The 26,470-nt window shown below is 69.7% G+C and carries 23 protein-coding genes and 1 pseudogene; 12 read left to right on the top strand and 12 right to left on the bottom strand.

Annotation, left to right across the window (positions count from 1 at the left end):
• A complete protein-coding gene (locus tag CHC09_RS17290; RefSeq protein WP_089294108.1) occupies positions 1 to 1,065 on the top strand; it encodes a hypothetical protein in 1,065 nt (354 codons plus the stop codon).
• A gap of 337 nt (positions 1,066 to 1,402) precedes the next feature.
• Here the strand turns inward: CHC09_RS17290 and CHC09_RS17285 are convergent, their stop codons facing one another.
• From CHC09_RS17285 to CHC09_RS17275, 3 genes are all read right to left on the bottom strand, one after another.
• A complete protein-coding gene (locus CHC09_RS17285; RefSeq protein ID WP_143232390.1) occupies positions 1,403 to 6,694 on the bottom strand; it encodes a trypsin-like peptidase domain-containing protein in 5,292 nt (1,763 codons plus the stop codon).
• Complete coding sequence (locus CHC09_RS17280) at positions 6,684 to 6,986, bottom strand: trypco2 family protein (protein WP_203833099.1); 303 nt, start codon at positions 6,984 to 6,986, stop codon at positions 6,684 to 6,686. The genes CHC09_RS17285 and CHC09_RS17280 overlap by 11 nt, the downstream gene beginning before the upstream one ends.
• Before the next feature lie 218 nt (positions 6,987 to 7,204).
• Complete coding sequence (locus tag CHC09_RS17275) at positions 7,205 to 8,746, bottom strand: acyl-CoA synthetase (protein WP_089294220.1); 1,542 nt, start codon at positions 8,744 to 8,746, stop codon at positions 7,205 to 7,207.
• An 81-nt stretch (positions 8,747 to 8,827) separates the two neighbouring features.
• Here CHC09_RS17275 and CHC09_RS17270 point away from each other — a divergent pair, with 81 nt between their 5' ends.
• Positions 8,828 to 9,790 carry a Zn-ribbon domain-containing OB-fold protein gene (locus CHC09_RS17270; RefSeq protein WP_089294106.1) on the top strand — a complete coding sequence of 321 codons (963 nt, stop codon included), beginning with the start codon at positions 8,828 to 8,830 and terminating at the stop codon, positions 9,788 to 9,790.
• A gap of 57 nt (positions 9,791 to 9,847) precedes the next feature.
• Here CHC09_RS17270 and CHC09_RS17265 read toward each other — a convergent pair whose 3' ends face one another.
• Together CHC09_RS17265 and CHC09_RS48840 are read right to left on the bottom strand one after the other, a co-directional pair.
• The gene (locus CHC09_RS17265) at positions 9,848 to 10,930 is read right to left on the bottom strand and encodes an RNA-guided endonuclease InsQ/TnpB family protein (protein ID WP_275407868.1); all 1,083 of its coding nucleotides are present in this window, start codon (positions 10,928 to 10,930) and stop codon (positions 9,848 to 9,850) included.
• 15 nt (positions 10,931 to 10,945) lie between these two features.
• Entirely contained in the window at positions 10,946 to 11,056 is a 111-nt protein-coding gene (locus tag CHC09_RS48840; RefSeq protein WP_203833097.1) for a helix-turn-helix domain-containing protein, read from the bottom strand.
• 137 nt (positions 11,057 to 11,193) lie between these two features.
• Here CHC09_RS48840 and CHC09_RS17260 point away from each other — a divergent pair, with 137 nt between their 5' ends.
• Both CHC09_RS17260 and CHC09_RS17255 read left to right on the top strand, forming a co-directional pair.
• Entirely contained in the window at positions 11,194 to 12,249 is a 1,056-nt protein-coding gene (locus tag CHC09_RS17260) for a thiolase domain-containing protein (protein ID WP_089294105.1), read from the top strand.
• A 108-nt stretch (positions 12,250 to 12,357) separates the two neighbouring features.
• A complete protein-coding gene (locus CHC09_RS17255; protein WP_089294104.1) occupies positions 12,358 to 13,506 on the top strand; it encodes a thiolase domain-containing protein in 1,149 nt (382 codons plus the stop codon).
• A 113-nt stretch (positions 13,507 to 13,619) separates the two neighbouring features.
• On the opposite strand, the gene CHC09_RS17250 is transcribed toward CHC09_RS17255, so the two are convergent.
• A complete protein-coding gene (locus tag CHC09_RS17250; protein ID WP_239138260.1) occupies positions 13,620 to 14,099 on the bottom strand; it encodes an NUDIX domain-containing protein in 480 nt (159 codons plus the stop codon).
• A 38-nt stretch (positions 14,100 to 14,137) separates the two neighbouring features.
• A complete protein-coding gene (locus CHC09_RS17245) occupies positions 14,138 to 15,472 on the bottom strand; it encodes an NsdA family TPR-like regulatory protein (protein WP_089294102.1) in 1,335 nt (444 codons plus the stop codon).
• A 268-nt stretch (positions 15,473 to 15,740) separates the two neighbouring features.
• Here CHC09_RS17245 and CHC09_RS17240 point away from each other — a divergent pair, with 268 nt between their 5' ends.
• The 3 genes and pseudogenes from CHC09_RS17240 to CHC09_RS17230 all read left to right on the top strand — a co-directional run.
• Positions 15,741 to 16,310 carry a glycine-rich domain-containing protein gene (locus CHC09_RS17240; protein WP_089294101.1) on the top strand — a complete coding sequence of 190 codons (570 nt, stop codon included), beginning with the start codon at positions 15,741 to 15,743 and terminating at the stop codon, positions 16,308 to 16,310.
• A gap of 112 nt (positions 16,311 to 16,422) precedes the next feature.
• Entirely contained in the window at positions 16,423 to 17,208 is a 786-nt protein-coding gene (locus CHC09_RS17235; RefSeq protein WP_179277146.1) for a BUD32 family EKC/KEOPS complex subunit, read from the top strand.
• Positions 17,209 to 17,405: 197 nt separating this feature from the next.
• Positions 17,406 to 17,615, top strand: a pseudogene (locus CHC09_RS17230) (thiolase C-terminal domain-containing protein); the annotation flags it as partial.
• A 111-nt stretch (positions 17,616 to 17,726) separates the two neighbouring features.
• On the opposite strand, the gene CHC09_RS17225 reads toward CHC09_RS17230, so the two are convergent.
• Positions 17,727 to 18,044, bottom strand: a complete 318-nt coding sequence (locus CHC09_RS17225; protein WP_203833096.1) for a hypothetical protein — start codon at positions 18,042 to 18,044, stop codon at positions 17,727 to 17,729.
• 141 nt (positions 18,045 to 18,185) lie between these two features.
• Here CHC09_RS17225 and CHC09_RS17220 point away from each other — a divergent pair, with 141 nt between their 5' ends.
• Complete coding sequence (locus CHC09_RS17220) at positions 18,186 to 19,196, top strand: zinc-dependent alcohol dehydrogenase (protein WP_089294100.1); 1,011 nt, start codon at positions 18,186 to 18,188, stop codon at positions 19,194 to 19,196.
• A 24-nt stretch (positions 19,197 to 19,220) separates the two neighbouring features.
• Here the strand turns inward: CHC09_RS17220 and CHC09_RS17215 are convergent, their stop codons facing one another.
• Positions 19,221 to 19,562, bottom strand: coding sequence for a hypothetical protein (locus CHC09_RS17215; protein WP_089294099.1), 342 nt, complete (start codon positions 19,560 to 19,562; stop codon positions 19,221 to 19,223).
• Positions 19,563 to 19,843: 281 nt separating this feature from the next.
• Here CHC09_RS17215 and CHC09_RS17210 point away from each other — a divergent pair, with 281 nt between their 5' ends.
• The 3 genes from CHC09_RS17210 to CHC09_RS17195 all read left to right on the top strand — a co-directional run bounded on the left by CHC09_RS17210 (position 19,844) and on the right by CHC09_RS17195 (position 22,262).
• Positions 19,844 to 21,010, top strand: coding sequence for a helix-turn-helix domain-containing protein (locus CHC09_RS17210; protein WP_179277145.1), 1,167 nt, complete (start codon positions 19,844 to 19,846; stop codon positions 21,008 to 21,010).
• 545 nt (positions 21,011 to 21,555) lie between these two features.
• On the top strand, positions 21,556 to 21,930 hold the full coding sequence (locus CHC09_RS48700; RefSeq protein ID WP_307833932.1) for a hypothetical protein: 375 nt from the start codon (positions 21,556 to 21,558) through the stop codon (positions 21,928 to 21,930).
• On the top strand, positions 21,927 to 22,262 hold the full coding sequence (locus tag CHC09_RS17195) for a hypothetical protein (RefSeq protein ID WP_089294096.1): 336 nt from the start codon (positions 21,927 to 21,929) through the stop codon (positions 22,260 to 22,262). The genes CHC09_RS48700 and CHC09_RS17195 overlap by 4 nt, the downstream gene beginning before the upstream one ends.
• A gap of 23 nt (positions 22,263 to 22,285) precedes the next feature.
• Here CHC09_RS17195 and CHC09_RS17190 read toward each other — a convergent pair whose 3' ends face one another.
• The gene (locus tag CHC09_RS17190; RefSeq protein ID WP_089294095.1) at positions 22,286 to 22,873 is read right to left on the bottom strand and encodes a DinB family protein; all 588 of its coding nucleotides are present in this window, start codon (positions 22,871 to 22,873) and stop codon (positions 22,286 to 22,288) included.
• 24 nt (positions 22,874 to 22,897) lie between these two features.
• On the bottom strand, positions 22,898 to 24,106 hold the full coding sequence (locus CHC09_RS17185; protein ID WP_089294094.1) for a cytochrome P450: 1,209 nt from the start codon (positions 24,104 to 24,106) through the stop codon (positions 22,898 to 22,900).
• A gap of 107 nt (positions 24,107 to 24,213) precedes the next feature.
• Between CHC09_RS17185 and CHC09_RS17180 the strand changes: the two genes are divergently transcribed.
• Positions 24,214 to 25,332, top strand: coding sequence for a steroid 3-ketoacyl-CoA thiolase (locus tag CHC09_RS17180; protein ID WP_089294093.1), 1,119 nt, complete (start codon positions 24,214 to 24,216; stop codon positions 25,330 to 25,332).
• On the opposite strand, the gene CHC09_RS17175 is transcribed toward CHC09_RS17180, so the two are convergent.
• A complete protein-coding gene (locus tag CHC09_RS17175; RefSeq protein WP_143232389.1) occupies positions 25,313 to 26,470 on the bottom strand; it encodes an MATE family efflux transporter in 1,158 nt (385 codons plus the stop codon). The genes CHC09_RS17180 and CHC09_RS17175 overlap by 20 nt on opposite strands.

Here is a 26,470-nt window from a genome sequence, read left to right as displayed (position 1 = left end):
GTGCAACCCGAGGATCTTCTGGCGCGGACCGACTGGTCCGCTGTCGAGCACGCGTACGGCGATGATCCGGATTTTCCTTCCTCGCCGGAGATTCTGGCGGGACTACTGGACGAGGATGCCGACCGTCAGGGCCGGGCGCTGGCCGACCTTTACGACGTCGTTCATCACCAGGGCATGATCTCCGGTGCGACAGCGCCGGCGGTGCTGTTCGTCGTCGCGGTGCTCGATGACCGGCGCACACTGACGCCGGTCCTGCCCCGGACTGGTGTGCGTGGCGTCAAGGTGCCGCTCCGGGTCGCCTTGCTGTGTTGGCTGACGTCGGTCATGCAGCATGCCGCTGATGACTATGACGGTCGCCGGAGGGGCTTCCCGGCCGACGTCGAGGCGTGCCGTGCTCTGCGTCCGTCGGTCTTCCCGGTCGTACGCTCGATGCGAAGCGACCCCGACCCGGTGATCGCCTCCGCGGCGTCGGGCGCGGCGCTGGCCTGCCTGCTCGATGCCCCGGAGCTCGCACACCATCGCGCCGGGACCGCCACCTGGTCGGACGGCCACGCACTCGCCGGTCTCGACAGGTATTCCCGGGTGATGGCGATCCTGACGCTGCAGAGCTGGGGAGGCGACACGACGTCAGTGATGGAGACGGATCCGGATCCGTTGGTCCGGGCGGCCGCCGCGCTCACACCGGCAATCGCGGGCAGCGTTCATGGCACCCGGGCGTTGCTGGACGTGCTGTCGGCACCGTCCGCGCACGCTTCCTGCAAGCGCGACTATCCGCACTTCGGGCCGATCTTCATGTCCCGCTTCCTGCCCACGGTCATCGAACGGGCGTCGCTGGACGATCTGATCCCCGCCCTCGACCTGCTCCTGGCCGGTGCGCCGCCCGTCATCTACCAAGTCGACTGGTGCACCCTGTTACGCGCAAGGGCCTTCCCGTCCGCCGGGCCGCTGAGCGCCGCCCAGCAAGCGCTGCGGGACGTGATCGCCGAACGCTGTTTCGGGCCGGGCTCGCCACCCGTCCCCTTCGACGGGGATGCCCGGAAAGCACTGATCGACCTCGTGCCGTGAGACGCGTCAGGCGTCTACCGGGCGGCCCTCACCGGCGGTGTCCGCGGGACCAGGGCGATCACCATCACCACGGCCTGGTACTCCGATCGCGGGGTCGCCAAGTGCGTCTCCCTGGTGAATGTGGATGACCAACGCGACCGTAGATTGTTCCGCCGAGGACGTGTCCCGGCAACGGTCCGGAGCCGGAGTCAGCAGCCGGCGCGGAGCAGATTCCGTTCCTCCAACCAGCAAGACGAAGAACAGCAGAATCATTTCCCGGTACGGCGGCAAGCGCACGAAGTTCGCCCTCGTGCTCGTGCCGCGTCGGTGAGCGGCAGAACCGCGTAGCGCCCGGTTCCTAGTAGGTGACGCCCCAGCGGGCCGCCAGCCTGTCGGCGATCGTGGTGATCGCCGACGGCTCGACCTGGGCCAGGCCGGTGATCGCGTCCCACCACGAACTGGTGGTCAGCGCCGTCGCGAGGTGCCGTCTTGCCCGTGCGGTGAGCTCGGCGTCGCTGGTGCGTGCGCCGGCCGGCGACGGCATCGTCATGGCCAGCCAGGCCGTCGTGTTCGCGAGTTCGGTGACGAGGCTCTCGACGATGCCGGGCCTGGCGTCGGCGTTCTCGACGAGTCCCTCGGCTTCGGCGAGCAGGCGCCGGACGCGCACAGGACCGAACGGAGCGAGGGTACGGAGGACGGCCATCGTGGTCCGCGCGCGTACCTGCGGATCGTCGATCCGCGCCAGGACGGACTCGCAGCGGCCCGCGAAGGAGTCTGCTCGAGAGTCGTCGCCGGTGGTGGTCAGGTGCCGCGCGATCCGGGCGAGGGCCTCGGCCCGCTCCGGAAGCTTGGTGATCAGCCCGGCGTGGTGTTCGGCACGCTCGAAACGTCCGAGCGTGGCGTCGGTGAGGACCAGGTTCGCCAACGAACTGTCACGTTCCTTCGGGTACGGAATCCGCGTGATGAGTTCGAGCGCCCGGGGCGTGAGGAGCGCGGCGAGGTCGGGCCGGCCGATCGCTATCGCCGTCCGCACGAGTGAGGACTGGGCGAGGGCTTGGAATTCCAGGTGGTCGCTGTGTTCGATGGCGTCCACGGTCTGGTCGATCAACCGTGCGGCGTGGTCCTGGAAACCTATCGTGGTCAGCGCCTCGATCAGTTCGCCCATCGCTTCGGCTCGCCAGATCAGCATGTCGTCCTGCCGTGACACTGTCTCGACCTGGCCGACCAGGCGCAGGCACCGCTCGACGTCACCAGTCGCCGCCACCGCTCTGGCCAGCTGTGCGAGTCCCCGCATCTGATCCCCGGCGCTGTCGGCCTGCAGCAGCAACTGCTCGGCCCGCTCCGCCAGACGGATGGCGCTGTCCTTGGCGCCGGCGCCGGCCAGAAGCGTGATCAGGTGGGCGAACAGGGTGCCGGGAGCGGCACCGATCCGATCCTGGAGCGCGAGCGACACCGCCTCCGCGGCGAGCCTCTCGACTCGGCCGGGGTCGCCGCCGGTCGTCGCGACGATCTCCGCGACGGCGGCGAGCGCGTGAGCTCGCGGCAGGTTGACGGACCACCGGCCCTTGACTTTGACGGCCAGGGCTTCGGCCCGATCGATGTCTCCTTCGAATGCTTCGACCCCCGCCAAATCCGCCCACGGAGCCCAAGCAGCCTTCTTCTTGCTGAGCTTCCCGGCACGCCGTGCGAGCCGCTTCGCCCGCACGCGATCCCCGTAAGCCGCCACCGTCCGAGCCAGGCTTCCCATGTGCGACGCCCGCGAGCCGATGCCGATCTTGCTGATATAGCGTTCGGCGCTGTCGGCAAGGCGGGCGGCCCGTGCGGTATCACCGGTTGCGGCGACCGCCCCGGCGAGGGCGGTCAGCGCCCTGGCCCGCAGTTGCGGCGTGGTGGTCCACCCGTCGGGAATCAGCCGATCCAACTGGTGGATACGGGCTTCCGTCTCCGTTGCCAGCCGCAGGCCGCGCGCCCGGTCCCCTTGTCGCGCCGAGATGTCCACCAGCGTGGTCATGTGCTGCACCCACTGCTCGCGGTCGGTGAGCCCGCGGAGGAGTGCTTCGCCGCGTTCGAGGTCGCCACCCGTCGCCACCGCAACGCCGACCGTCGCCAGTGCCTCCTCACGGGAGCTGGGAAAGCAGATCCGCTCCAGGAACGAGGCGGCCTCATCGGCCAGCCGAGCGGCCAAGGCCCTCTCCCCGCAGCCGACCGCCACGGCGGCGAGCCGGGCCAGCAGGTCGGCGCGGCCTTCGTCGAAGTACTGGTCCTCGCGCGCCGACCGCTCCCCTTTCCCGATGAGCCGCAGCACCCTCTTCCGGTCTCCCGTGACCGCGTGCACCTCCGCGAGATGCGCCAGGTGGCGGGCACGTTCGGAGCGCGTGCGCTCGCCGATCAGGTCTTCCATCTCGCCCGCCAGTTGCCGGACCCCCTCGTAGGCGTGGCAGATGTTTCCGGCGTCCATCAGGCGATCGATCGCCTCCGGTCGATCGAAATTTTCGGTGGCCTGGCGCGCCAACCACTCGGCATGCGGGAGAACCTGAAGGGCACGTGGGTGGTCGCCGGCCGTGGCCAGCGCTTCGGCCAGCGGCGCCACCACGCGGTAGTCGGCCGGCCTCCGTCCCCAGTTCGCGTCCACCTCGTCCGCGAGCCTTGCCGCGCGGGCGTGGTCGCCGGCGAGTGCCGCGGCGTGTGCCAGCTCGGCCAGGGCACCCAGCCGCTGCCCGTACCTGTCCGGCAACCGCCGGGCCAGCGTCTCAGCCTGATCGTAATGCCGGTTCGCTGACCACGCCTTCGCCAGACCATCGATGAAGCTGTCCACCAGGTATCGGTCGCCACCCATGGACCACTCGACGAGCGCCTCGGCTTCGCGAGAGCTACGGGCCGCACCCTCATGATCCCCGCAGGCGAGCAGGGCCTTGACGACGTCGGCCGGCGCGGCCGCCCGGGCACTGACCATGTCAGCCTCCTCCACCAGGCGTTGAGCCTCGACGACCAGGTGGACGGCGCGCTCGCGGTCGGTGGCGGCGGCTGCCGTTCGGGCCAGTGCGCTGGCCCGGTAGCCGGGGTCGTCGATTCTCACCGCGATGGCCTCCGCGGCTGCGGTATCACCGCTTTCGTTGACGGCGCTCACCAGTTGAAGCCTCCGCCAGTTGCGGTCGAACGAATCCACGAGCCGATCGATCTGCCTGTCGGCGTCCCGCGCCACTCGGACCGCGTACGCGGTGTCGCCCCTGACAGCCATGGCCCGGACGATGCCGGTACGGGCGTCGGCCTGTTCCTTCTCGTCCCTGATGCCGCTCATGACGAGTTCCGCCCGGGCCGGGTCCCCGCCGTACGCGATCGCCTCCGCCACGCTTGCCAGCACCCGGTCCTGGTCTCTTCTTCCGACCTTGCCGGCCAGCGCGACGAGGTCGTCGACGAGCCGGTCGGTGATCGTGCGTGCGCTCTCGATCCCGGTGATCGCCCGCACGAGCCTGGCCAGAGCGTGCGCCTTCGCCACGGGATACCAATCGCCGCAGTACGCCTCCACATCGGCGGCGAGCCGGACCACGTCGTCGTGGTTGCCCAGGCTCGCGTGCGCCCCGATGAGCATGAGCAGGGCGTCTCGGCGGGTCGACTCGTCCTGGATTCCGGCGGTGAAGCCTTCGGCACGCGCCCGTTGATCGATCAAGGTCCAGACGGCGGCCAGTTCCGGCCGTACGGACGTACTGCGATCGGTGAGGTCGTCCCGTTCGAGGGCGACGGACGTGAGGGCGATCAGGTCGGGGCCGCGTCGGGCGGGAAGGACCTGTTGAGCGGTGCGGATCTCGGTCAGGCCGAGCAGGTCGCCGCCGGTGACGGTCCGCATGCGCCGATGGCGCGCGCTGTCGGACGCATACCGCGCCAACCGGCCGAGGTCGGGCTCCGCGGCGAGGACCTGGACGTAGCCGCGGAGCAGATAGCGCGGCGTGTGTGGCGGCCAGCCCGATTGCTCGTAGGTGTCCGCCCAGGAACCCAGCCGGCCGCGGTACGCACCCAGCCCGGCGGCTCCGATGTGCTGCTCGGCCACCTCCCGCAGGGTGTCGTGGGCGTAGACGAAGACCGGCTCGTCCGGATATCCGGCCACCGAGGCTCCGACCCAGGCCGACACGCTGCGACCGAACGCGCGGTCGACCTGCTGGGAGATGTCGTACTCCGGTTCGCCGGTGAGCTCGGCGAGGTCTCGGACGGTCAGGCCGCCGCCCGACGCGGCGAGCAACCCGAGGAGGTCACGCTGGAACCGCGGGCCCGTCAGCAGCGTGCCGAGTTCCAGGCCGGCGCGCCGTTCGATCGCGCCGGCGTGCGGCGACCGGGAGAGATCGCGGGCACGGACCGTGCGCAGCGGGTGATCGGCGGGGACGTCCTCGGGCAGCACGGGCCGTGGCCGGCCGGCGACGAGCACGTGGACGCCCGCGGGTGGCCGGCGTGGCAGGAGCGAGGCGATGCTCGCCGTCCCGGCGGCGCCGGTGTCCTCGTCCAGCCCGTCGATCACCAGCAGCAGGCCCCGGCCGTGTTGCCGGGCGCGGGCCGCGGCGTCCTCCAGAAGCTGGAGCATCACGCCGGTCCGGGCGCCGGCCGAGATCAGGCCGGCGGCGGGCTGGTGCAGCAGGGCCGCCAGTTGTTCGATCAGCGCTGTCACGAACGCGTCGCCACTGGACTGGCCGGCCAGCCGGCCCGTCACGAAGAACGAGACCACGTCGATCCCGCTCGGCGGGTGCAGCGCGAACCAGGCCATCAACGCCGACTTTCCCGCCCAGGGCCCGGCCTGCCACCACGCGTACGGAAGATCCGCCGCGCAGAATCTGACCAGCTCCTCCAACTCGCTGTCGCGATCCAGCAGGCGGTCCGGCGCGATGTCGCGCACCTGAGCGCAGTAGGCCCGCAGCACTGTGGTGTCCGCCGTGGGCACGAGCACGTCCGGCAACTCGCCGCCACCGAGATCCAGCAGGGCCGCCAGTTCGGCACGCCGGTCGGGATCGGCACCGGCCAGGGCGAGGTCGAGGCGGACCGCGGCAAGGCGGCCCAGCCCGTCCGAGCGGTGGTGTTTGGCGACGACACCCACGATTCGCTCGCCCGCCCACAGAGCGGCTCCGGACATGCCCTCCCACGGGGAGACACCCGGATCCGGGTCGGCCTCCGGCGGAGTCACCGTGACTTCCAGGGTGCGCTCGCGCCGGTTGGACAGCACCGCGACGGACCCGTCCGCCTGATGGGAGTCGCGATACCGCCCCGGCGGCTCCTCGCCGTGCCGGACCTTGAAACGCGGGAAGCCGACGGCCCGGACAGCGAGCACCGCCGCTCGTTCCGCACCGATGCCGCCGAACCGGGGCCGGACGACCGGTGGCTCCGACTCGCGGGGTGCGATGGTCAGCACCGCGAGGTCGGAGGCGGGGTCGGCCCACCAGGAAGCCACCTCCGCGGACCACTCGGTCGGCAGGTCCGCGTCGAATCGCACCCGAACGGTCGAGGCCCCGTCGATGACGTGTGCCGCCGTCAGCACCGCGCCGGCCGCGACCCGGTATCCGGACCCCCGGCGTCGCGTGGACCGCTGGGTGACGACCAGAACCTCGGCGATCTGACGCGCCACGACACCCGGTACCGTGCCGGGATCGGCCGTCACGACGTCAGCGCTCACCCTCGATCTCGTCGCCGCCGATCCACGGTCTGCCGTCCTGGCCCGCCTTCCGCGGATCCAAGGTCAGCTTGATCCGCTGGAGCGCCTGGGACGACATCGTGCCCTCGGCGCCGAGTTCCACGACCCAGAACCGCACCTTGGCGCCCGGGCGCACGTCCTTGTTGACGCCCACCGTCAGTTCCAGCTCGACCGGCCCCAGCTCGAACCGCAGGTCCGCATCATCACCGGCGTTCATCGCGTCGGTGAGCGCGGATCGCAACTGACCGACCAGTTCAGCAAGCTCGACGGCCACAGGACCTACCTCTCTCGGGCACACGACGCGCAACACGCTAGACAGCGGAGCACTCATGAGGTGAGTCCGATGCTTGACACATCCTGCGGCCGCCGGAGGAGATTCCCAGGTCAACGACTCACACTCGGCCGCCTGCGACCAGGCGTCGGGATCGGCCTGTCCTCCTCCCGGGTGACCGGCGCGAGGTCGCCGGCGTCACCCGTTCGGGTGACCGCCGGTCAGATGGCGCGTTCGCGGCCGGCCCAGTAGGGATCACGCAGCAGTCGCTTGTAGAGCTTGCCGTTGGGGTCCCGGGGCAGCTCGTCGACGTAGTCGACACTGCGCGGCAGCTTGAACTTGGCCAACCGGTCGGCGAGGAACGCCAGCAGCTCACCGGTCAGCTCGGGGCCGGGCGTCACGCCCGCCTCGGGCTGCACCACCGCCTTGATCTCCTCCCCCCACTCGTCGTGCGGGACCCCGAAGACCGCGACGTCGGCGACGGCCGGGTGGGTGACCAGCTCGCCCTCGATCTCGGCCGGGTAGACGTTCACCCCGCCGGTGATGATCACGTCGCTCTTGCGGTCGCAGAGGTAGAGGTAGCCGTCGTCGTCGAGGTAGCCGATGTCGCCGACGGTGAACATGCGGCCGTGCCGGGACCGCCGGGTCTTCTCGGCGTCGCCGTGGTATTCGAAGGTGGCGTCGCCCATCTGCAGATAGACCGTGCCCGGCCGGCCGGCCGGGGCGTCCTCACCGACCGGGTCGAGCACCCGCACCCGGGAGCCGGGCCAGGCCTGGCCGACCGAGCCGGGCCGCTTCAGCCAGTCGGCCGCGGTGATCAGGGTGCCGCCGCCCTCGCTGGCCGCGTAGTACTCGACCACGACCGGGCCCCACCAGTCGAGCATCCGGCGTTTGACCTCGTGCGGGCAGGGCGCGGCGCCGTGGATCATCACCCGCATCGAGGTGAGGTCGTAGCCGGTGCGGACCGCCTCGGGCAGGGCGAGCAGGCGGCGGAACTGGGTGGGCACCATGTGGCTGTGGGTGACCCGGTGCCGCTCGATGAGCCGGAGCATCTCGTGCGGGTCCCATCGGTCCATCACGACCACGGGGTGCCCGAACTGGAGCGAGATGACGGCGAAGTTCATCACCGCCGTGTGGTACAGCGGCGAGCAGCACAGATGCACGTGCCCATCGAGGGGCGAAAGACCGAAAAGACCGAAGAACCACAGCGACACCGGCGGTACGACGTCAGGGTCCGCCCCGGTCAGCGGCCGGCGTACGCCCTTGGGCCGCCCCGAGGTGCCCGAGGTGTAGACCATCAGCGCGCCGGCCGTCCGCGGCTCGGGCCGGCCGGAGCCGTCCGCGCCGAGCTCCGCGAGCGGGCGGAAGCCGGGCACCTCCCCGACCGCGAGCAGCGCGGGCACCCCGGCCTGCGCGGCGGCGGCCACCGCGGCCGGCGCGAAGCGCTCGTGGGCCACGAACGCCCGGGCGCCGCTGTCGCGCAGGATGTAGGCGATCTCGGCCGCCGTCAGGTGCCAGTTGAGCGGCACCGAGTAGAGCCCGGTCTCGAGCGTCGCGAACTCGACGGCCAGCAGGTCGGCGCCGTTGGGCAGCAGCATCGCCACGGTGTCGCCCGGGGCGAGGCCGAGCTCCCGCAGGCCACGCCCGATCCGGTCGGACTCGGCGGCCAGTTCGCCGTACGTCACGGTCCGGCCGTCCGGGTCGACGATCGCGACCGCTTCCGGGTCGCGACCCGCGATGTTCCACAGTCCGATGTCGCTCATGAACGTCACTCTATAACGCGTTCCAGTTACCGAACAGGCGTCTCGCAGCAGGCTTGATTCGCTGACTTAGAACATGTTTCACTGGCTGACGTGGATGCGCCCCCGCTCTCCGCCCCGCTGAACATCGGCTTCGACTACACACGCTCGCTCGGCCCGGTGCTGAGCCGGTTCATGACCGGCCTGCGCGAACGGCGAGTGCTCGGCAGCCGCACCGCGGACGGCCGGGTCCATGTTCCCCCACTCGAATACGATCCGGTGACCCACGCCCCGGTGACCGAACTGGTCGGCGTACGACCCACCGGCACCGTGCGGAGCTGGACCTGGACCGATCGGCCGCTCGACGGGCAGCCGCTCGACCGGCCGTTCGGCTGGGCGCTGATCCTGCTCGACGGGGCCGACACGGCCCTGCTGCACGCCGTCGACGCGGGCGCCCGCGACCGGATGCACACCGGCCTGCGCGTCCGGATCCGCTGGGCCGCGCAACGGTCCGGGCACATTCGCGACATCGAGTGCTTCGAGCCCGACTCCGGCGAGCCTTTTCCCCAGGCGGAGCCCGATTCCGCCGAGCCCGTCACCGTGATGACGACCCCGATCCGGCTGTCGTACACCCACACCACCTCCGCCGACGAGAGCCGATACCTGCGGGCCCTCGCCGAGGGGCGGCTGCTCGGGCAGCGCTGCCCGGTCTGCCACAAGGTCTACGTGCCGCCCCGGGTGTGTCCCGCCGACGGCGTGCCGACCCAGGAGGAGGTGACGGTCCACGACCACGGCACGGTCACCACGTTCTGCGTGGTCAACGTGCCGTTCGCCGGGCAGCGGCTGGAGCCGCCGTACGTGGTCGCGCAGATCCTGCTGGACGGCGCCGACATCCCGATCCCGCACCTGATCGTCGGCCTGCCCGCCGACCAGGTGCGGATGGGCATGCGGGTGGCCGCGGTCTGGCGCGACCCGCAGAGCTGGACGACCACCCCGGAGAACATCGCGCACTTCCGCCCCACCGGCGAGCCGGACTCGCCGTACGAGTCCTATCGGGAGCATCTTTGACTTCTTCCCCCTTCCTGAAGGAATGGGGATTCCCATCGGCCTTGCGGCCGATCCGGCTTACGCCGACCGTCTTGCGGCGGGGGCTTCCTGTTTCATAGCCGATCGCGGAAGGAATGACCCTTGCCGTCTTACATCAGCTCCGCAGGCATCGCCCAGCGCATGCTGGGCTACGGCTCGACCAGCCGCAAGAATGTTCTTGGCCGCGTTCAGATCCCGGTCGTGCCGGGCGCGACAGCCCGGGCACGTCCACGCCCGGACAGAAAGGTCCAGTTCGGCGAGCAGATATCCACACGTCGAACAGGTCTTCGAGCTGGGGTACCAGCGGTCGATCGCCACAAGGGTCCGACCAGTACGCTCGCATTTGTAGGTAAGCTGGCGCCGGAACTCGCCCCACCCGCAGTCGGATACGGCCCGCGCCAGCCGCCGGTTGCCGAGCATGTTCTTCACGGCCAAATCCTCGACCACGATCAGATCAGCGCGTCGCACCAGGCTGGTGCTGGTCTTGTGCAGCAAGTCAGCGCGGGCGTTGCGGACCTTACGATGCGCACGAGCGACCTTGGCCTTGGCTTTGCGCCGATTCGCGGACCCGTCCCGGCAGCGGGCCAGCCGCCGCTGGTAACGCGCGAGACTGCGAGCCTTACGTTCCAGGTGCCGCGGGTTGCTGATCCGCTGGCCATCGGATGTCACCGCGAAGTCCTTAATGCCGAGGTCGACGCCAACGTCATGCCCGGTCGACTCGATCGAGGCAGGCTCGTCGGCGTCAACGGCGAACGCCACATACCAACGGCCATCCGACTCGCGGGAGATCGCGACCATGCTCGGATCCAGGCGAACCAGGTCGATACCAGGCCACGACCAAGTCACCGCCAAAGGCCCGTCAATCTTCGCGACATGCAGCTGGCCATTCTTCATCCGGAACCCAGAGCGGGTGTAGTGCGCCGGCTGCCGGCCGTTACGGCTCTTGAACCGTGGATACCGCGCTCGGCCGTCGAAGAAGCTTTTGAAAGCGGTGTGCTGATGGCGCAACCTCTGCCGCAACGGGACGCAGGACACTTCGGACAGAAACGCCAACTCCTGCGTCTTCTTCCAGTCTGTCAACGCCGCGTCAGTCTGCTTGTACGAGGTCGACTCACCACGCAGGCGGTAGGCCGCACGTCAGTCGGCGAGAGTCTTGTTCCACACCAGGCGTACACATCCAAAGGTGCGGTTGAACACCGCAGCCTGTTCAGGTGTCGGGTAAGCCCGACACCTGTACGCCGAACGCATGTTCGAAAATCTACAACGGATGGTAGGCAAAGGGCGACATACCGCCGACCACCGAATCATCTTCTCGAGTCGTCTGCTTCGGGCGGAGTCCGAATTCCTCCCCGACATGAAACCCAAGACACCCTCCGGAGGGTCCGGTGAGTACGCCGGAGGTCGCGGTCATCGGCTTCGCGCAGGCGCCGTGCCTGCCGTCGGCCGGCACCACCAGCGGCGTCGAGACGCTCGTGCCGATCTTCCAGCGGGCGCTCGCCGCGGCGGGGCTCGACCGGCGGGAGGTGGACTTCTGGTGCTCCGGCTCGTCGGACTACCTGGCCGGGCGGGCGTTCTCGTTCGTCAACGCGGTCGACGCGATCGGGGCGTACCCGCCGATCTGCGAGTCGCACGTGGAGATGGACGCGGCCTGGGCGTTCTACGAGGCGTACGTGAAGATTCTGGCCGGGGAGGCGGAGACCGCGCTGGTCTACGGCTTCGGGAAGTCGTCGGCCGGTCTGTTGCGCCGGGTCCTCGCGCTGCAACTGGACCCGTACGTGACCGCGCCGCTGTGGCCCGACTCGGTGAGCGTGGCCGCGTTGCAGGCCCGCTTCGCGCTGGACGCCGGGATCGTCACCGAGCGGGCGATGGCCGAGGTCGCGGCGCGCAGCCGGGCGGACGCGGCGGCAAACCCGTACGCGCAGATCTCCGGGGTTTTCAAAATCGACGAATTGCTGGACGCGCCCTATCTGGCCGACCCGCTGCGGGCGCACGACTGCGCGCCGGTCTCGGACGGCGCGGCCGCGCTGGTGCTGGCCGCCGGGGAACGTGCCCGGCGGCAGCCGCGACGGGCCTGGATCAGTGGAGTGGCGCACCGGATCGACCCGCAGGGCCTCGGCGAGCGTGACCTGACCCGCGTGCCGTCGGCGACCGCCGCGGCCGAGGCGGCCGGCCTGCCCGGCGACCTCGACGTGGCCGAGTTGCATGCCCCGTTCACCCATCAGGAGCTGCTGCTGCGCGCCGCGCTCGGGCTGGGCGACCGGGTCAGGATCAATCCGTCCGGCGGCGCGCTCTGCGGCAACCCGATGTTCTCGGCCGGCCTGGCCCGGATCGGTGCGGCGGCCGAGCAGGTGATGTCCGGGCGGGCCCGTAAAGCGGCCGGGCACGCGACCAGTGGGCCGGCGCTGCAACAGAATCTCGTGTGCGTCCTGGAGGCGAAGTGATGCGGGCGGCCGTGCTGAGGACCGGGCGGACACACGACGACCTGGAGGCTTGGTGATGCGGGCGGCCGTGCTGAGGACCGGGCGGACACACGACGACCTGGAGGCTTGGTGATGCGGGCGGCCGTGCTGGGGACCGGGCAGACGCATCACCGGACGCGGCGCACCGACGTGTCGATGGCCGGGTTGTGCCGGGAGGCGATCGACCGGGCCCTGGAGGACGCCGGTGTCGAGTGGCCGCAGATCGACGCGGTGGTACTCGGCAAGGCGCCCGACCTGTTCGAGGGCGTGATGATGCCCGAACTGTTCCTGGCGCAGGCGCTCGGTGCGGCCGGTCGTCCGCTGCTGCGGGTGCACACGGCCGGTTCGGTGGGCGGCGCCACCGCGAACGTGGCGACCACCCTGGTCAAGGCCGGGGTGCACCGCCGGGTCCTCGCTGTCGCGTTCGAGAAGCAGTCCGAGTCGAACGCGATGTGGGCGCTGTCGATCCAGCCGCCGTTCACCGCGCCGATCGGCGCCGGGGCGGGCGGCTACTTCGCACCGCACATCCGCGCCTACATCCGGCGGTCGCACGCGCCGGGCCACATCGGCGCGCTGGTCGCGGTCAAGGATCGGCGCAACGGCGCTCTCAACCCGTACGCCCACCTGCGGCAGCCGGACATCACGCTGGAGTCGGTGCGCTCCTCGGCGATGCTCTGGGACCCGGTGCGGTACGACGAGACCTGTCCCTCCTCCGACGGAGCCTGCGCCGTGGTGATCGGCGATCAGGCCGCGGCCGAGGCGAGCGAGCGGCCGGTGGCCTGGATCCGGGCGACCGCGATGCGTACCGAGCCCACCTTCTTCGCCGGCAAGGACCACGTGAACCCGCGGGCCGGCGCCGAGGCGGCCCGGGCGCTGTGGCAGGCGGCCGGCATCACCGACCCGCTCGAGGAGGTCGACGTCGCCGAGATCTACGTGCCGTTCTCCTGGTTCGAGCCGATGTGGCTGGAGAATCTGGGCTTCGCCGAGCCCGGGCAGGGCTGGAAGCTCGTCGAGTCGGGCGAGACCCGGATCGGCGGCCGGCTACCGGTCAATCCGTCCGGCGGGGTGCTCTGCTCCAACCCGATCGGCGCCTCCGGCATGCTGCGCTTCGCCGAGGCGGCCATGCAGGTGATGGGCCGGGCCGGCGAGCACCAGGTGACCGGGGCGCGGACGGCGCTCGGCCACGCGTACGGCGGCGGCTCCCAATTCTTCTCGATGTGGGTCGTCAGCAGTTCCTGAGAATCTTTCAACGGTCCGTGAAGCAGAGGCCGAGCCCGACACCTGCAAAATCAGTAGTTGCGGAATGCCGTCCACGGCGCGGAGGAATCGTGCGGTGGTGACAGCCCGGGTTTCTACTTCATTCCGGCGAGGTACACGGCTCGCCCGGTGCGGCGTGCTTCGATGGCGGCGGCGATGCGGGGCGCGACATCGGCTGGTAGCCGGGCGGCGGCGACGTCCGGATCGAGGAAGTCGTATGCGGACAGTTCGTCGGCGGGTAACCGTAGTGGGGCCGGGGTGGGAAGTGTTCCGGCGTCGAAGGTCATGCTGATGAGGGCGCGTGGCCGTGGTCCGATGGGCGGCGCCCAGTCGAGTACGAGCAGTGCGCCGACATCGAAGTGAAGACCGAGTTCTTCGTAGAGTTCTCGAGCGCACCCGTCCTGGGGGTATTCGCCGGCCTCGAGATAGCCGCCGGGTAGCGCCCAGTGGTCGCGGTAGGTCGGTTTCACCAGTAGGACCCGGCCGGTGACAGCCTCGGTGATCAAGGCTGCGGTGGTCGCGTAGAAGCTGGGGAGTTGGGCATACCACTGGTCAGGTTCGATCCAGGTACTCACCGGGATGACGGTAGCCGACGTCCCGTTCGGGGTCCTGGTCATGCGGCGGCAAGCAGCTCATGGTGCCGGTCGAAGAACTCCGCGACAACTGGTTCCGTGCGATGTGGGCGTAGACGGTTGGTGAGTTCGGCGAGCCGTTGCCGGACTCGTTGGGACTTCACTGTGTGTAGGTGTGGAATGGCCTGGTCGCCGTAGCGGCAGGCTTCGTCCAACTCGCCGGTTGCGGCGTGGACGGTGGCCAGCAACGCCGTGTGTAGGGCGTGGGTACGGGTGCTGTCGGCTGGAAGGCACAGCGCGGCCGGCCCGTGGACCAGAGCCTTGCGGTGTAGCTGCAGATCGCGGTAACAGCGTGCCGCGGTGCCGGCGAAGTGGGCCGGGCTGAAGTAGGCCGACCAGGCAGGTCCGCTTCCGGGAAGCGCCCGATCGATGGCCTTCTGAGCCTCGCCGAGGGCTTTGGTGCAGGAACGGCGGTCACCGGCAACGGCGTGTGCGCAAGCGGCTGCGGAATGCAGTCGGGCGCGCACTGCGGCGGGAGCGCGGCCGGCGCCGTCGATGGCAGCGGCAGCCAGCCGGACGGCGTTGCGGGGATGACCGAGATAGACGGCCTGGGTGGCGAGGTTCGCCAGCAGATGCGCCCCGTACAAGCGGTCGCCAGCGGCCCGGCTAAGCCGCAAGGCGGTCGTGTAGTGCCGCAACGAGGCGCCGTGTTCCCCGGCGTCATAGGCCATGTAGGCGAGTTGCCCGGCCAGATTGGCCGCGGCGCCCATGAGCGCCCGGCCCACGCTGTCGGTGTAGGCGGCGTGCAGCATCGGGCCGACCTGCCGATGCAGGAAGTCGGCGACCAGAATCCGGGTTTGGGCGGCTCCACCGCCGCGCCGGTCCAGGTCGGTGAAGTGGCTGGCGTACAGGGTGAGCGCTTCGACGTCGACAGCGGTGACGGTACGCGGGCCGGTCCGTGACCAGTCCGGGTCGTCGGGGTCATAGCGCCAGGCCAACGCGGTCTGCATGGCGGCGTCGGATGTGTACGGGGCGAGGGCCAATAAGGCTGCATGGCGAACGCCCAGGCCCCACAGCTTGGCGGTGATCTCGACAGTCTCGTCGGGGGTGCCGGGATAGGCCAGGCCAACACTGAGGTCGTAGTCGAAGCCAAGCTGGTCGACGGAGACGGTGCGATGCAGCCGTCGAGTGAGTACCGCGGTGATGGCGGCGCGAGTGGCAGGGTCGGGGCGGCGGCCCCGTAACCACCAGTACACGCTGGCCGCGTCATAGCCGCTGCTACAGGCGTGGTTGACCTGCCGGGCGAAGGCGCCGTGGCTGTAGTCGGCCTCGATGAGCAGGCCGTGCAGAGCGTGGTTGGTGACCGAACGAGCCATCCCACTCCTCCGTGTATCCGCTCCGTTGCACGGCGTGTTCAGGATAGTGGGCTCCTGCTCAACGGTCAGGAGGCACGCAACTCAGCACAACCCCTCACAACTTCCGGCAGCGGCCTCGCAAGACGCGCAACCTGCCGCGACCGGAGGCCGGCGTGGTCCGCTTAGTCACATCGGATTCGCATTGATTGATGAATCCATGCGGCGGTTCCGGGTTGGCATCACGACGCCCCGGCCACCTCCCTTGCGTCCCTGATTGAAGGAGGATCACATGTCCACCATCACCAACGCGCCTGCCCTGGCCAACGGCAAGACCCTGCTGCCCGACGACCTGTTCACCCGGCTGGAGTGCCGGATCAGGGCCGAGCACCCCGAAATGACACCGGACATGCCCGCCCGCATCCTGGACCAGGCGCTTGCCTTCCTGGGTGCCTGCGCGGTGACGACAGAGCCGATCGGGCCCAGTCCGATCGTCGACGTTGGCTGGCACACGTTCATCCTCTACAGCATCGACTACGCCGCGTTCTGTGACCGAATCGCCGGCAGGTTCATCCACCATGTCCCCGACGACGACGGCGGCCGCCAGCTCAGCGGGGGCCAGATGACCGCTGACTGCGAGACCGGCGACTGCCGGTACACGAACCCGCCGTCGCTGAATGGCCAGGCTGGGCATGAAGGCGTCGCCACCGTCTCCCCTATGCGGGGAAGCCTGGAGACGACCGTCCTCGCGATCAGGGCCGCCGGGTACCGGATCGACCCAGACCTGTGGCCCGTCGACGCTTCTGCGATCGACTGCAACCAATGCCACGCCGGGTGCCACGACAGCCCTACCCGCGGGTAATCGCCTCGTCGGCGGTGTGCGGCCTACCCTGGTCGCACACCGCCGACGAAGGAGACCGGGTCCCGTGCCTCACACTCCCTGGCATGCGCTACCCGCCGAGGTACATGCCGCCGTGTACGAGCAGATCGGCACCGTTACGGACGTGGAACTGGTCGGGGCCGGATCCGTCGCCGATGTCGTGGCGATCCTGCACACCAGCACCGGGAAGTCTTTCTGCGCCAAAGGTGCCCGCGATGACAATCCCCGCGCGTGGATGCAGCGCCGCGAGGCGCAGCTGAACCCGTACATGCCTACGTTCGCGCCGCGGCTGCGGTGGCAGGCAGAGGCTACCGGCTGGTCGATCCTGGGTTTCGACCGCGCGCCAGGCCGGCACATCGACGTAACGCCCGGGTCACCGGACCTCGGACCATTAGTCGCGACCTTGACTGCGATGTCGACCATCCCCGCGCCGGCTCCTCCGGTCAAGATTCAAGCTGCTACGGCCCGATGGGCTAACTGGGTGGCACCGGAACTGGTCGACGGTGACACGCTGGTCCATTCCGATATGACGACCAAGAATTTCCTGATCGACGGCGGGAATGTCACAGTCGTGGACTGGGCGATTCCCTGTCGTGGCGCCGACTGGCTCGATACGGCCTTGACAGTCATCCGCCTCATCCGCGCCGGCCACACTCCCGCCGAAGCAGCACAGTGGGCAGAACAGGTGCCAGCCTGGCGGATAGCCTCGCTGGAAGCAGTGCAGGTCTTCGCGACCGCATGTGCCAACCTAGGCGCTGAACGAGCGCGCCAGTCGTCGGCACCGCACTTGACGCAACTGGCCGATGCCGCTGCGGACTGGGCGAACTTCGTCGCAGCCGAGCGCGGCCACCTGGGCCAGCGCCCGCCAGCCCAGTCCTGACCGGGGGCTACCAATCGCCCCCGGCGCCGGAGGGCGCATACGCGTGCGATGAAATCAACGCTGGCAGGAGTTTCTCATCCGGGTGCTTGAGCTGATCCCGGATCGACTGAGGTTCCGGCTGAAGGGCGTAAGCCATCCGAGAGTCGCGTCTGGTCGCGACTCCGCCGTCACCGCCGGCGTCTCTTCGCTCGCTGTTCCTGGGCGGGCGGCTGCCGGTCAATCCGTCCGGCGGGGTGCTCTGCACCAACCCGATCGGCGCCTCCGGGATGCTGCGCTTCGCCGACGCGGCCATGCAGGTTATGGGCCGGGCCGGCGAGCACCGGGTGGCCGGGGCGCGGACGGCGCTCGGCCACGCGTACGGCGGTGGCTCCCAATTCTTCTCGATGTGGGTCGTCAGCAGTAGTTGACGTCCGTCCGACCCTGCCACATCCCGAGCATGCCGTCGGTCAGACAGCACCCGCAGCACGCAGTGCCTCGCCAAGGTGGCCGGTGAGAACGTGTGGATAGCGTTGCCACCACTACATTCCCGGTTTACCGCCGTGATGGAACTGCGACAGCACGTAACCGTCGTCGTCGACGGTCGCCATCCGGAACCTGTCGTCCAGGTCTCTTATCCGGTCGTTCCAGCGGACGAGCGTTTGGTCATCGAGCAGTAGCCACGCCTCATGGAGCCAGTTACGGCAGTAGAGATCGTTGGCGTATTCCTCGACGACGTCGCTGTAGCCGTTCTCGACGGTGGTCACCATCCAGGCCCAGTCGTTGACCCGATCTTCGACCGTGAACGCTTTGCGCCAGCCCCGCTGATGCAGTAACTGGCCCACCGCGGTCTCTTCCATGAAGCCGAGGATATGAGACGGGACCTTCAGCAAAGTGTGCTAGGCGGGCATAAGCTGACATATTGACGAATCAGGGTCGCCGGAGGGCGGGAATCGCCCGGTGCGCGCGCCGACTGAGCAACGGTCAGGAGGACGGGCAGGATGAAGGCCGCGGTCGTAACCGAGTTCAAGGCACCGCTTCAGATTCAGGATCTTCCCAGGCCGGAACCGGGCACCAACGAGATCCTCGTCCGTATCGAGACGAGCGGCATCTGCCATACGGACATCCATGCCGCCCACGGAGACTGGCCGGTGAAGCCGACGCCTCCGTTCATTCCGGGGCACGAGGCCGTCGGCATCATCGAGGCGCTGGGACCGGGCGACACCGGGCGTCACGTCGGTGAACGGGTGGCGCTGGCCTGGCTCGGCAAGGCTTGCGGGCACTGCGACTACTGCGTCAGCGGCTGGGAAACCCTCTGCGAGCAGCAGGAGAACACCGGTTATTCGATCAACGGAGGGTATGCGGAGTACGCGCTGGCCGACGGCCGGTACGCGGTACCGGTCCCGGAGGGTGTCAGCGCGTTCGATGCCGCCCCGCTGACCTGCGCCGGAGTCACCACCTACAAAGCCATCAAAATGGCCCGGGTACGTCCGGCGGAACGGATCGCGATCTTCGGCATCGGCGGGCTGGGCCACCTCGCGCTCCAGTACGCCCGGATCGTCGGCGGCATCGTGATCGGCGTCGACGTGGAACAGGCAAAGTTGGAGCTGGCCACCTCGCTCGGAGCGGACCACGTGGTGAACGCGCGAACCTCGGATCCCGTCGAGCAGATCAAGAGGCTTGGCGGCGCCGACGTGGCTGTCGCGCTGGCCGCGGCCCCACGGTCGTTCGAGCAGGCTTACCAGAGTCTTCGCCGGGGTGGCCGGCTGGTCTGCGTGGCATTGCCCGCTGACGGAAACATGGCGGTGCCGATCTTCGAGACCGTCCTGTTCGGCATTTCGATCATCGGCTCGATCGTCGGTACCCGGCAGGATCTCGCCGAGGTGTTCCAACTGCACAAGGCGGGTCGTACGAAGGTGATCGCCACAGGATGCAAGCTCGACGACATCAACGCCTGTTTCGACGATGTGCTGGCGGGGAAGGTGCCGGCCCGGCTGGTTCTGGAGTTCTGAACAGACGCTGAACATGTACGTGGGCTATGAGTCTTCCTCGAATGGCTCGTTGCTCCAGCGCCACCACGCCTCATCACCATCGATGTGCAGCAGGAACTCCGGGACCTCGCCACCATCCGGATACCGCAGCAGCACGGCAGCCCGGACGGCGTTATATGACTGCTCCCAAGAGCCGCCATCAGCGCCAACGCCATCCAGGCGGGACAGCACCTCCGCGAAGAGGGGCCGAACTTCCTCGAACCCGGCCCTGGGCTCGATGCGGGCGTTCAGCCACGGAAAGTCACCGCCGTACACCACGAACTCGGCGACGGTTTGAGCATCGCTTCGCCGCTGCAGTGCCCAGACCTCCTCAACTGCTTCGCTCACGACGAGCAGGTTAGCAGCGGCTTCACCGGCAACGGGCAGCCGAGCGCATCACGCCCCTCCGCAGCGCGAGCGTCCACGCAGGTCTACTTCGTGCCGTCGGCCGGTGGGCGTTCCGGAAGCCGGACGATCCACGCGGCCGCCCGGAACACTGTCCAACAAGATGAATGATCGGATTCCGTCGACAGGCTTACGCCGCATGCCGGTAGGCAGGGGTACCGTCGATCAGCAGGGGCACCGGTAGCGGTAGCTTGACCCAACCCTGACGATCCCTGGGGGCAGAAGTGGCCTCAACCGTTGGCGACAATCTATATATCGGCGCACAGGTCGCGTACTGGCGGCGACGGCGTGGCAAGAGTCAGCGCGTACTAGCGGATCTTGCAGGCATGAGCCAGCCCTACCTCAGCCAGATCGAGACCGGCACCCGGCCGGTCGAGCGGCGCGCCACCCTGGTCGCTCTCGCCGGCGCCCTGGACGTGTCGATCGCAGACCTCACCGGGCAGCCCGGCGATCCCACCGATCCAGTTCGCGCGGCTGCGGCCGCCCACGTGCCGGCTATCCGCGAGGCTTTGATCCGGCGCGAGGTGGGCGAGTTGGAGGAACCGCACCACGAGGTGCGCCAGCTGATGGCGGCCGGCGGCGCCTACGACTTCGCGGCCGCGGCGCCGATGCTCCCGAACCTTCTGGGCGGCCTTCACGGCGGCGACCTGGTCCAGGTCGCACACGTAGGCACCTACACCCTCAAGCATCTCGGTTACGCCGACTTGGCACGCGACGCCGCCCGGCTGGCTGTCGCCGAGGCGCGTGAACTTGGAGACCCGGCTTGGATCGGGATCGCAGAATTCGTCCGGATCTTGGCAATGCCGCCGGAGATGCCCGGCGCACCAACACGGCTTGCGCAGCGCGTGGCCGATGAGATTCAGCCACACATCGGCGACCCGCAGGCCCGCCAGGCATATGGGATGTTGCATCTACATGCCGCGCTCCGCGCCGCTGTGGATCGGCGCTCCGACGTTGCGCTTGACCATCTGCGAGAGGCGGGCGAGGCAGCTCAGTCACTCGGCGAGCCGGAAGATCTGGGCCTGGCACGGTTCGCGTTCGGCCCGACCAACGTGGGGTTCTGGACGGTGTCCGTCCAACTGGAGCTCGGGGAGCCGCAGCTCGCGATCGAGGCGTCGGAACTGGTTGCCCCGGGGTGGATCCCGCTTGCGAACCGACAGGCGCCGTACTTCGCCGATGTGGCCACCGCGCTCGCTCAGGTGGGGCGCGACCATGAGGCCATCGCGGCGTTTCTGCGCGCTGAGGCGGTCGGTCCACAGTGGGTGCGTTTGCGCCCCACCGTCCGCGACACGATTGGATCGATCATCCGCCGTACCAAGCGGAATGCGCTCACGAAGCAGATGCGCAGCGCTGCCGTGGCCGTGAGCCTGCGGCAGCTGGTGAAGGACTGATAGCAGCAAGCAATAGCCTGCCCATGCACACTGAGTACCTTTCCGATCACGTTCCCGCGATCGGAGGCGATGAGCATGCGCAGCACGGTGATCAGGCACGGTCAGTGCCGTCGATGGCGCCGAGGCCGCCCTTGGGTTGTCGGGTGCCGTTGCGGCATCGACGCCTACCCTTGCCCGGCCGTGCGGCAGCCGTACGTCGCCCAGCTGCTTCGCGCCGGGATCGGGTAGGGGCCGGCGAAGGGCATGCCAACTCCGTCGTCTCACCAGGGCGACCACCGGCCGGTCTGGCCGCTCGGACTCTGCACCGCTCACGCCAACGCGACCTCATGGCCCTGCGGGGTAGCGGTCGTCGAACTGGTCTCCATGTACGGCGACGGCTGGCGACTCGCCGCGCACCTTTGGGACCAGTTTGAGGATGCAGTCCGCCTCCTGCCGACCATGGCCTTGCCGGACCTACGTGAGCTGGTCATCGTGCGCCCTCTCAATACCGTCGACGCCTGGGCACGTGTCCCTCGAGTGGTGGAGCATTGGAGCGAGGTGGCTTGATGCAGCTTTCGCGCACTGAGCAAGACCTCGACCTGTCGGCAGCGCAACAGCTTGTCCAATCGGCGAGCGATCAGCTGCCGGACGCATGCGACCCCCACGGCCTGGCGACATCTCCAAGCGGTCGTACTGCGATGACCGAACCGCAAAGCTGTGTCTCCGAAGTCCGGTGCACCGGCTGCACCGCGGTCTCGCGGCGCCCGCGCCTGATGGCTGCTGCCGAGATCGCCGCGCGCCTGGCTCGCTCGCGCCAGCGGGTCCAGCAGCTGACTGAAGGCGAAGACTTCCCTGAGCCCTATCAGGAACTACGGATGGGGCGGGTATGGCTGGAGGCCGACGTAGAGGCTTGGATCCGTATCCACTGGAGAACCGGATGACCGAGCTGGAAGGCACCAGCCTGGCGTGGCGTAACCGGCGGCTCATCGCTGAGCGGCTGCGCTGGCCAGCCGGTTCCCTGGAGGACTGCGAGCGAATCGAGCTCGTGCACCCTGGATGGGCTGTTCATTGGCTCCCGGCTGGCATCTATGGGCCTACGCCCAGTTTCCGCGCCGTGCATCTTCAGCGCCGCCGATACTACCGCTGGGCACACGGCGCCGATGAAGCCGAACTGATCGGCGCCATGGCCGAGCAGGACCGGCTCGCTGCCGACCAACTCGCAGAGTGGCGGGCCGGGATGCTGCACGGCTGGTCGGTGTTGGCAAGCCAGTAGGCGAGACCCACAAGCCCGTCCGTTCAAGGGCGGGTAGCTGACTCGAACGATCGGGCGGTGGACTCCAGTCGCTCGCGGTGGGCGGGCCAGTCGGCGACGTCGCGCACGTTGTCGCCGGGGTGCCGCCAGCCGGTCCCGCCGTCGATCAGTTCGCGCACGATGTCGGCGTGCCCGGCGTGCCGGTTCAGCTCCGCGAGCACGTGCACGAGGATGTGGTGCAGCGTCACCGGCACGTCGCCCCACCAGCGGACCGAGCCGGGCGCGTCGAACGGCAGCACCTCGATCGTCGCGTCGGCGTGGGCCCAGGCCTGGTGCCAGAGGCCGGTGATGTCGTCGCGGGACTCGTCGGCGGTGGCCCACATGTCCGCGTTCGGCTCGGCGAACTCGCCGACGGCCGGGAGGGCACCGGGGAAGGGCCGATCGAACACCTCGCCGAAGTATCCGGCGGTCACGATGGACACGTGTTTGACGAGCCCGAGCAGGTTCGTGCCGGTGGGCACGAGCGGGCGGCGCACGTCGTACTCCGAAAGGCCGTCGAGTTTGCCGAGCAGCGCCTCGCGCGCCTCGCGCAGGTATTGATGGAGGTTTTCCTTGGCGTCCAGGTCGGTCATGCCGCCCAGGATTCCACGATCGGGTCAGCGGTACCGTACCGGCAGGTGTTTGATGCTGTTGAGCCAGCCGGAGCGCAACCGCTCGGGCGGACCGGTCAGGCTGATCTCCGGCATGTGGTCGGCGATCGCGTTGAAGATCAGGTCGATCTCCAGCCGGGCCAGGTTGGCGCCGAGGCAGAAGTGCGCGCCGCTGCCGCCGAAGCCGAGGTGCGGGTTGGGGCTGCGGGTGATGTCGAAGCGCTCGGGGTGGTCGAAGACCTCCTCGTCGAAGTTCGCCGAACCGTAGAAGAGCGCGACCCGGTCGTCCTTGCGGATGCGCTGCCCGCCGAGTTCGGTGTCGCGGGTCGCGGTGCGCTGGAAGACGTTGACCGGGGTGCCCCAGCGGACGATCTCGTCGACCGCCGTACGCGGCCGGTTCTGCTTGAACGCCGCCCACTGGTCGGGGTGTTCGAGCAGGGCCAGCATGCCGTGCGAGATCGCGTTGCGGGTGGTCTCGTTGCCGGCCACGGCGAGCATCAGCACGAAGAAACCGAACTCGTCGGTGGACAGGTGTTCCCCGCCGATCTCGGCGTGCACCAGCGTGGACACGATGTCGTCGCGTGGGCAGGCCTTCCGGTCCTCGGCCATCGTCATGGCGTAGCCGAGCAGCTCCATGGCCGGTTCGAGCGGGTCGGCGGTGCCGCCGTACTCCGGGTCGTCGTAGCCGATCATCGAGTTCGACCAGTCGAAGACGTTCTTGCGGTCCTCCTGCGGGACGCCGAGCAGCTCGGCGATCGCCTGCAGGGGCAGCTCGCAGGCGACCTCGGTGACGAAGTCCCCTTCGGAGGAGCCGCCGGCTTCCCGGACGATCCGCTCGGCCCGGGCGGTCAGCGCCGTGCGCAGGCTGTTGATCGCGCGCGGGGTGAAGCCGCGGGACACGATGGCGCGCTGCTGGGTGTGCTGCGGCGGGTCCATGTTGAGCATGACGGCCCGCTGCATCTCGATCCGGTCGCGGGGCATGTCCGCCTGGAATCGGACGATGGCCGTGTTCTCCCAGCTGGAGAACGTCTCGCTGTCCCGGGACACGGCCATCACGTCGGCGTGCCGGGTCACCGCCCAGTAGCCGTCGTCGTCGAAGCCGGCGCTGCGGCGCGCCTGCGGGATCCAGCACACCGGAGTGGTGCGGCGTAGCTCGGCGAACTGCTCGTGCGGGATGCCGTGGACGTAGATCTCCGGGTCGGTGAGGTCGATCACGGCTCCTCCTAGATAACAGGTTCTACTGATTCAAGCACGCCAGAGCCCGCTATCGGTACGCCTCTTGTGCTTTGATATGGAAACACGTTCTAGTTTCGGGAGGCGTCGTGGGCGTTCCGGTGATCGTCGATGCGGTGCGCACGCCGATCGGGCGCCGCGGCGGCCTGCTGTCCGGCCTGCACCCCGCCGAGCTGCTCGGCGCGGCACAGCGCGCGCTGCTCGACCGCACCGGGCTCGACCCCGCGCGGGTCGAGCAGGCCATCGGCGGCTGCGTCACGCAGGGCGGCGAGCAGTCGAACAACATCACCCGGACCGCCTGGCTGCACGCCGGCCTGCCGTACACCACCGGCTGCGCGACCATCGACGCCCAGTGCGGCTCGGCACAGCACGCCACCCACCTGATCGCCGGGCTGATCACGGCCGGCGCCATCGAGGCCGGCGTCGCCTGCGGGGTGGAGTCGATGAGCCGCGTCCCGCTGCGGGCCAATCTCGGCGACGCCGGCCTGCCCCGGCCGGACTCGTGGGAGCTCGACCTGCCGAACCAGTACGTCGCGGCCGAGCGGATCGCCGACCGGCGCGGGCTCACCCGTGAGGACCTGGACCGGTTCGGCGTACGGTCGCAGGCCAACGCGGCCCGCGCGTGGCGGGAGGGGCGCTTCGACCGTGAGGTGACACCGGTCGGGTCCGTCGATCGCGACCAGGGCCTGCGCGACACCACCCTGGCGGGCCTGTCAGGGCTGCGGCCGGTGCTGCCCGACGGCCGGCATACCGCCGGCACCTCCTCGCAGATCTCCGACGGCGCCGCGGCGGTGCTGCTCATGGACGCCGACCTGGCCCGGCGGCTGGGACTGCGGCCGCGGGCCCGGATCAAGGCGCAGTGCCTGATCGGCGCGGAGCCCTGCTACCACCTAGACGGGCCGATCGACGCCACCGACCGGGTGCTGGCCCGCACCGGCATGAAGATCGAGGACCTCGACCTGGTCGAGGTGAACGAGGCGTTCGCCAGTGTGGTGCTCTCCTGGCTGAGCGTGCACAAGGCCGACCCGGACCGGGTCAACGTCAACGGCGGCGCGATCGCCCTCGGTCACCCGGTCGGCAGCACGGGCGCCCGGCTGATCACCACGGCGCTGCACGAACTGGAGCGCTCGGGCGGCTCGACCGCGCTGATCACCATGTGCGCGGGCGGCGCGATGTCGACGGCGACCATCATCGAGCGGATCCCGTGAGGACGGTGACGCCGACCGTCAGGGCGCTGGTGGCCGCCGCGGCGAGGGCACACGCGAGCAACTGGCCCACGGTCGCCGGGCGGACGAGCACGACGGTCAGCACCAGGCCGGCGGCGACCGCCCACACCCACCCGGCCGGGCGGCGGGCACCGGCGGCGATCAGCGCGTTCACCAGGAAAACGGTGATCGCGTACAGGGCGCCGACCAGCACGAAGTACGGGGCCAGGCCACCGAGCGCGGCGTACCGGTCACCGCCGGCCGCACGGACCAGCAGGTCACCGGCGAGCGCCGCCCCGGCGACCAGCACGGCGCCGCCCGCGGCCACCGACGCGAGACCCACCCGCAGGGCGGCGCCGCCGCGCACCAGCCTCGGCAGCGCCACGATCGTGACGACCTGCGGCCCCCAGATCGCGGCCCGGGTGAGCACCGCACCGACCGCGTACGCCCCGGACTCGCCCGCCGGCAGCAGCCACCGGGCGAGGATGAGATCGGCGTAGGAGGCCACCAGAATGGCCAGCGACGCGCTCGCCGCCGTGAACACCGCCCGCCCGCGTACCCCGCCGGCGCGGGTCCGCGACCGCGCCGACCACCACAGCGCCGGTACGACCGCCCACGCCACCAGCGCGCCGAGCGCGAACGAGCCGGTCAGGCCGAACCCGGCGACCAGGCCCACCAGCACCCCGGCGTACCGCCCGACGGCGAGCAGGACCGTGCCGACGGCCAGGCGGCCGAAGCGCTCGCTGCCCTGGAGCACGCCCAGCGGCAGGCCGGCCAGGACCGCCGGCACGGTCAGCAGGGCCAGCAGCGCCGGCAGCCGCAGCACGGGAGCGGCGGCCAGCACCCCCGCCCCGCAGATCAGCGCGGTCAGCCAGGCCTGCCGGGCGGCCACGACCCGGCCCCCCGAGCGCGCCACCGCGACGGCGACCGCGGTCTGCAGCCCGATGCCGGGCATCGTGGCGATCGCGACCAGGGCCAGCGCGGCGGCGAGCGCGCCGAGGTCGGCCGGGGCCAGCCGGCGGGCGCCGAGCACCGGCGGGAGGTACGCCAGCAGATTCGCCGTCGCGGTGGCCGCGGTGACGGCGAGCCCCGCGCGGCCGAGAGCGGTGAGGGAGTCCCGGGTGCCCGGTGAGGAGTCCAC

This window comes from Actinoplanes regularis, from assembly GCF_900188005.1.
GTDB classification, from domain to species: Bacteria; Actinomycetota; Actinomycetes; order Mycobacteriales; family Micromonosporaceae; genus Actinoplanes; species Actinoplanes regularis.
The sequence above is the reverse complement of the archived record's forward strand: the minus strand, read 5'-3'. Positions and strand labels throughout refer to the sequence as shown.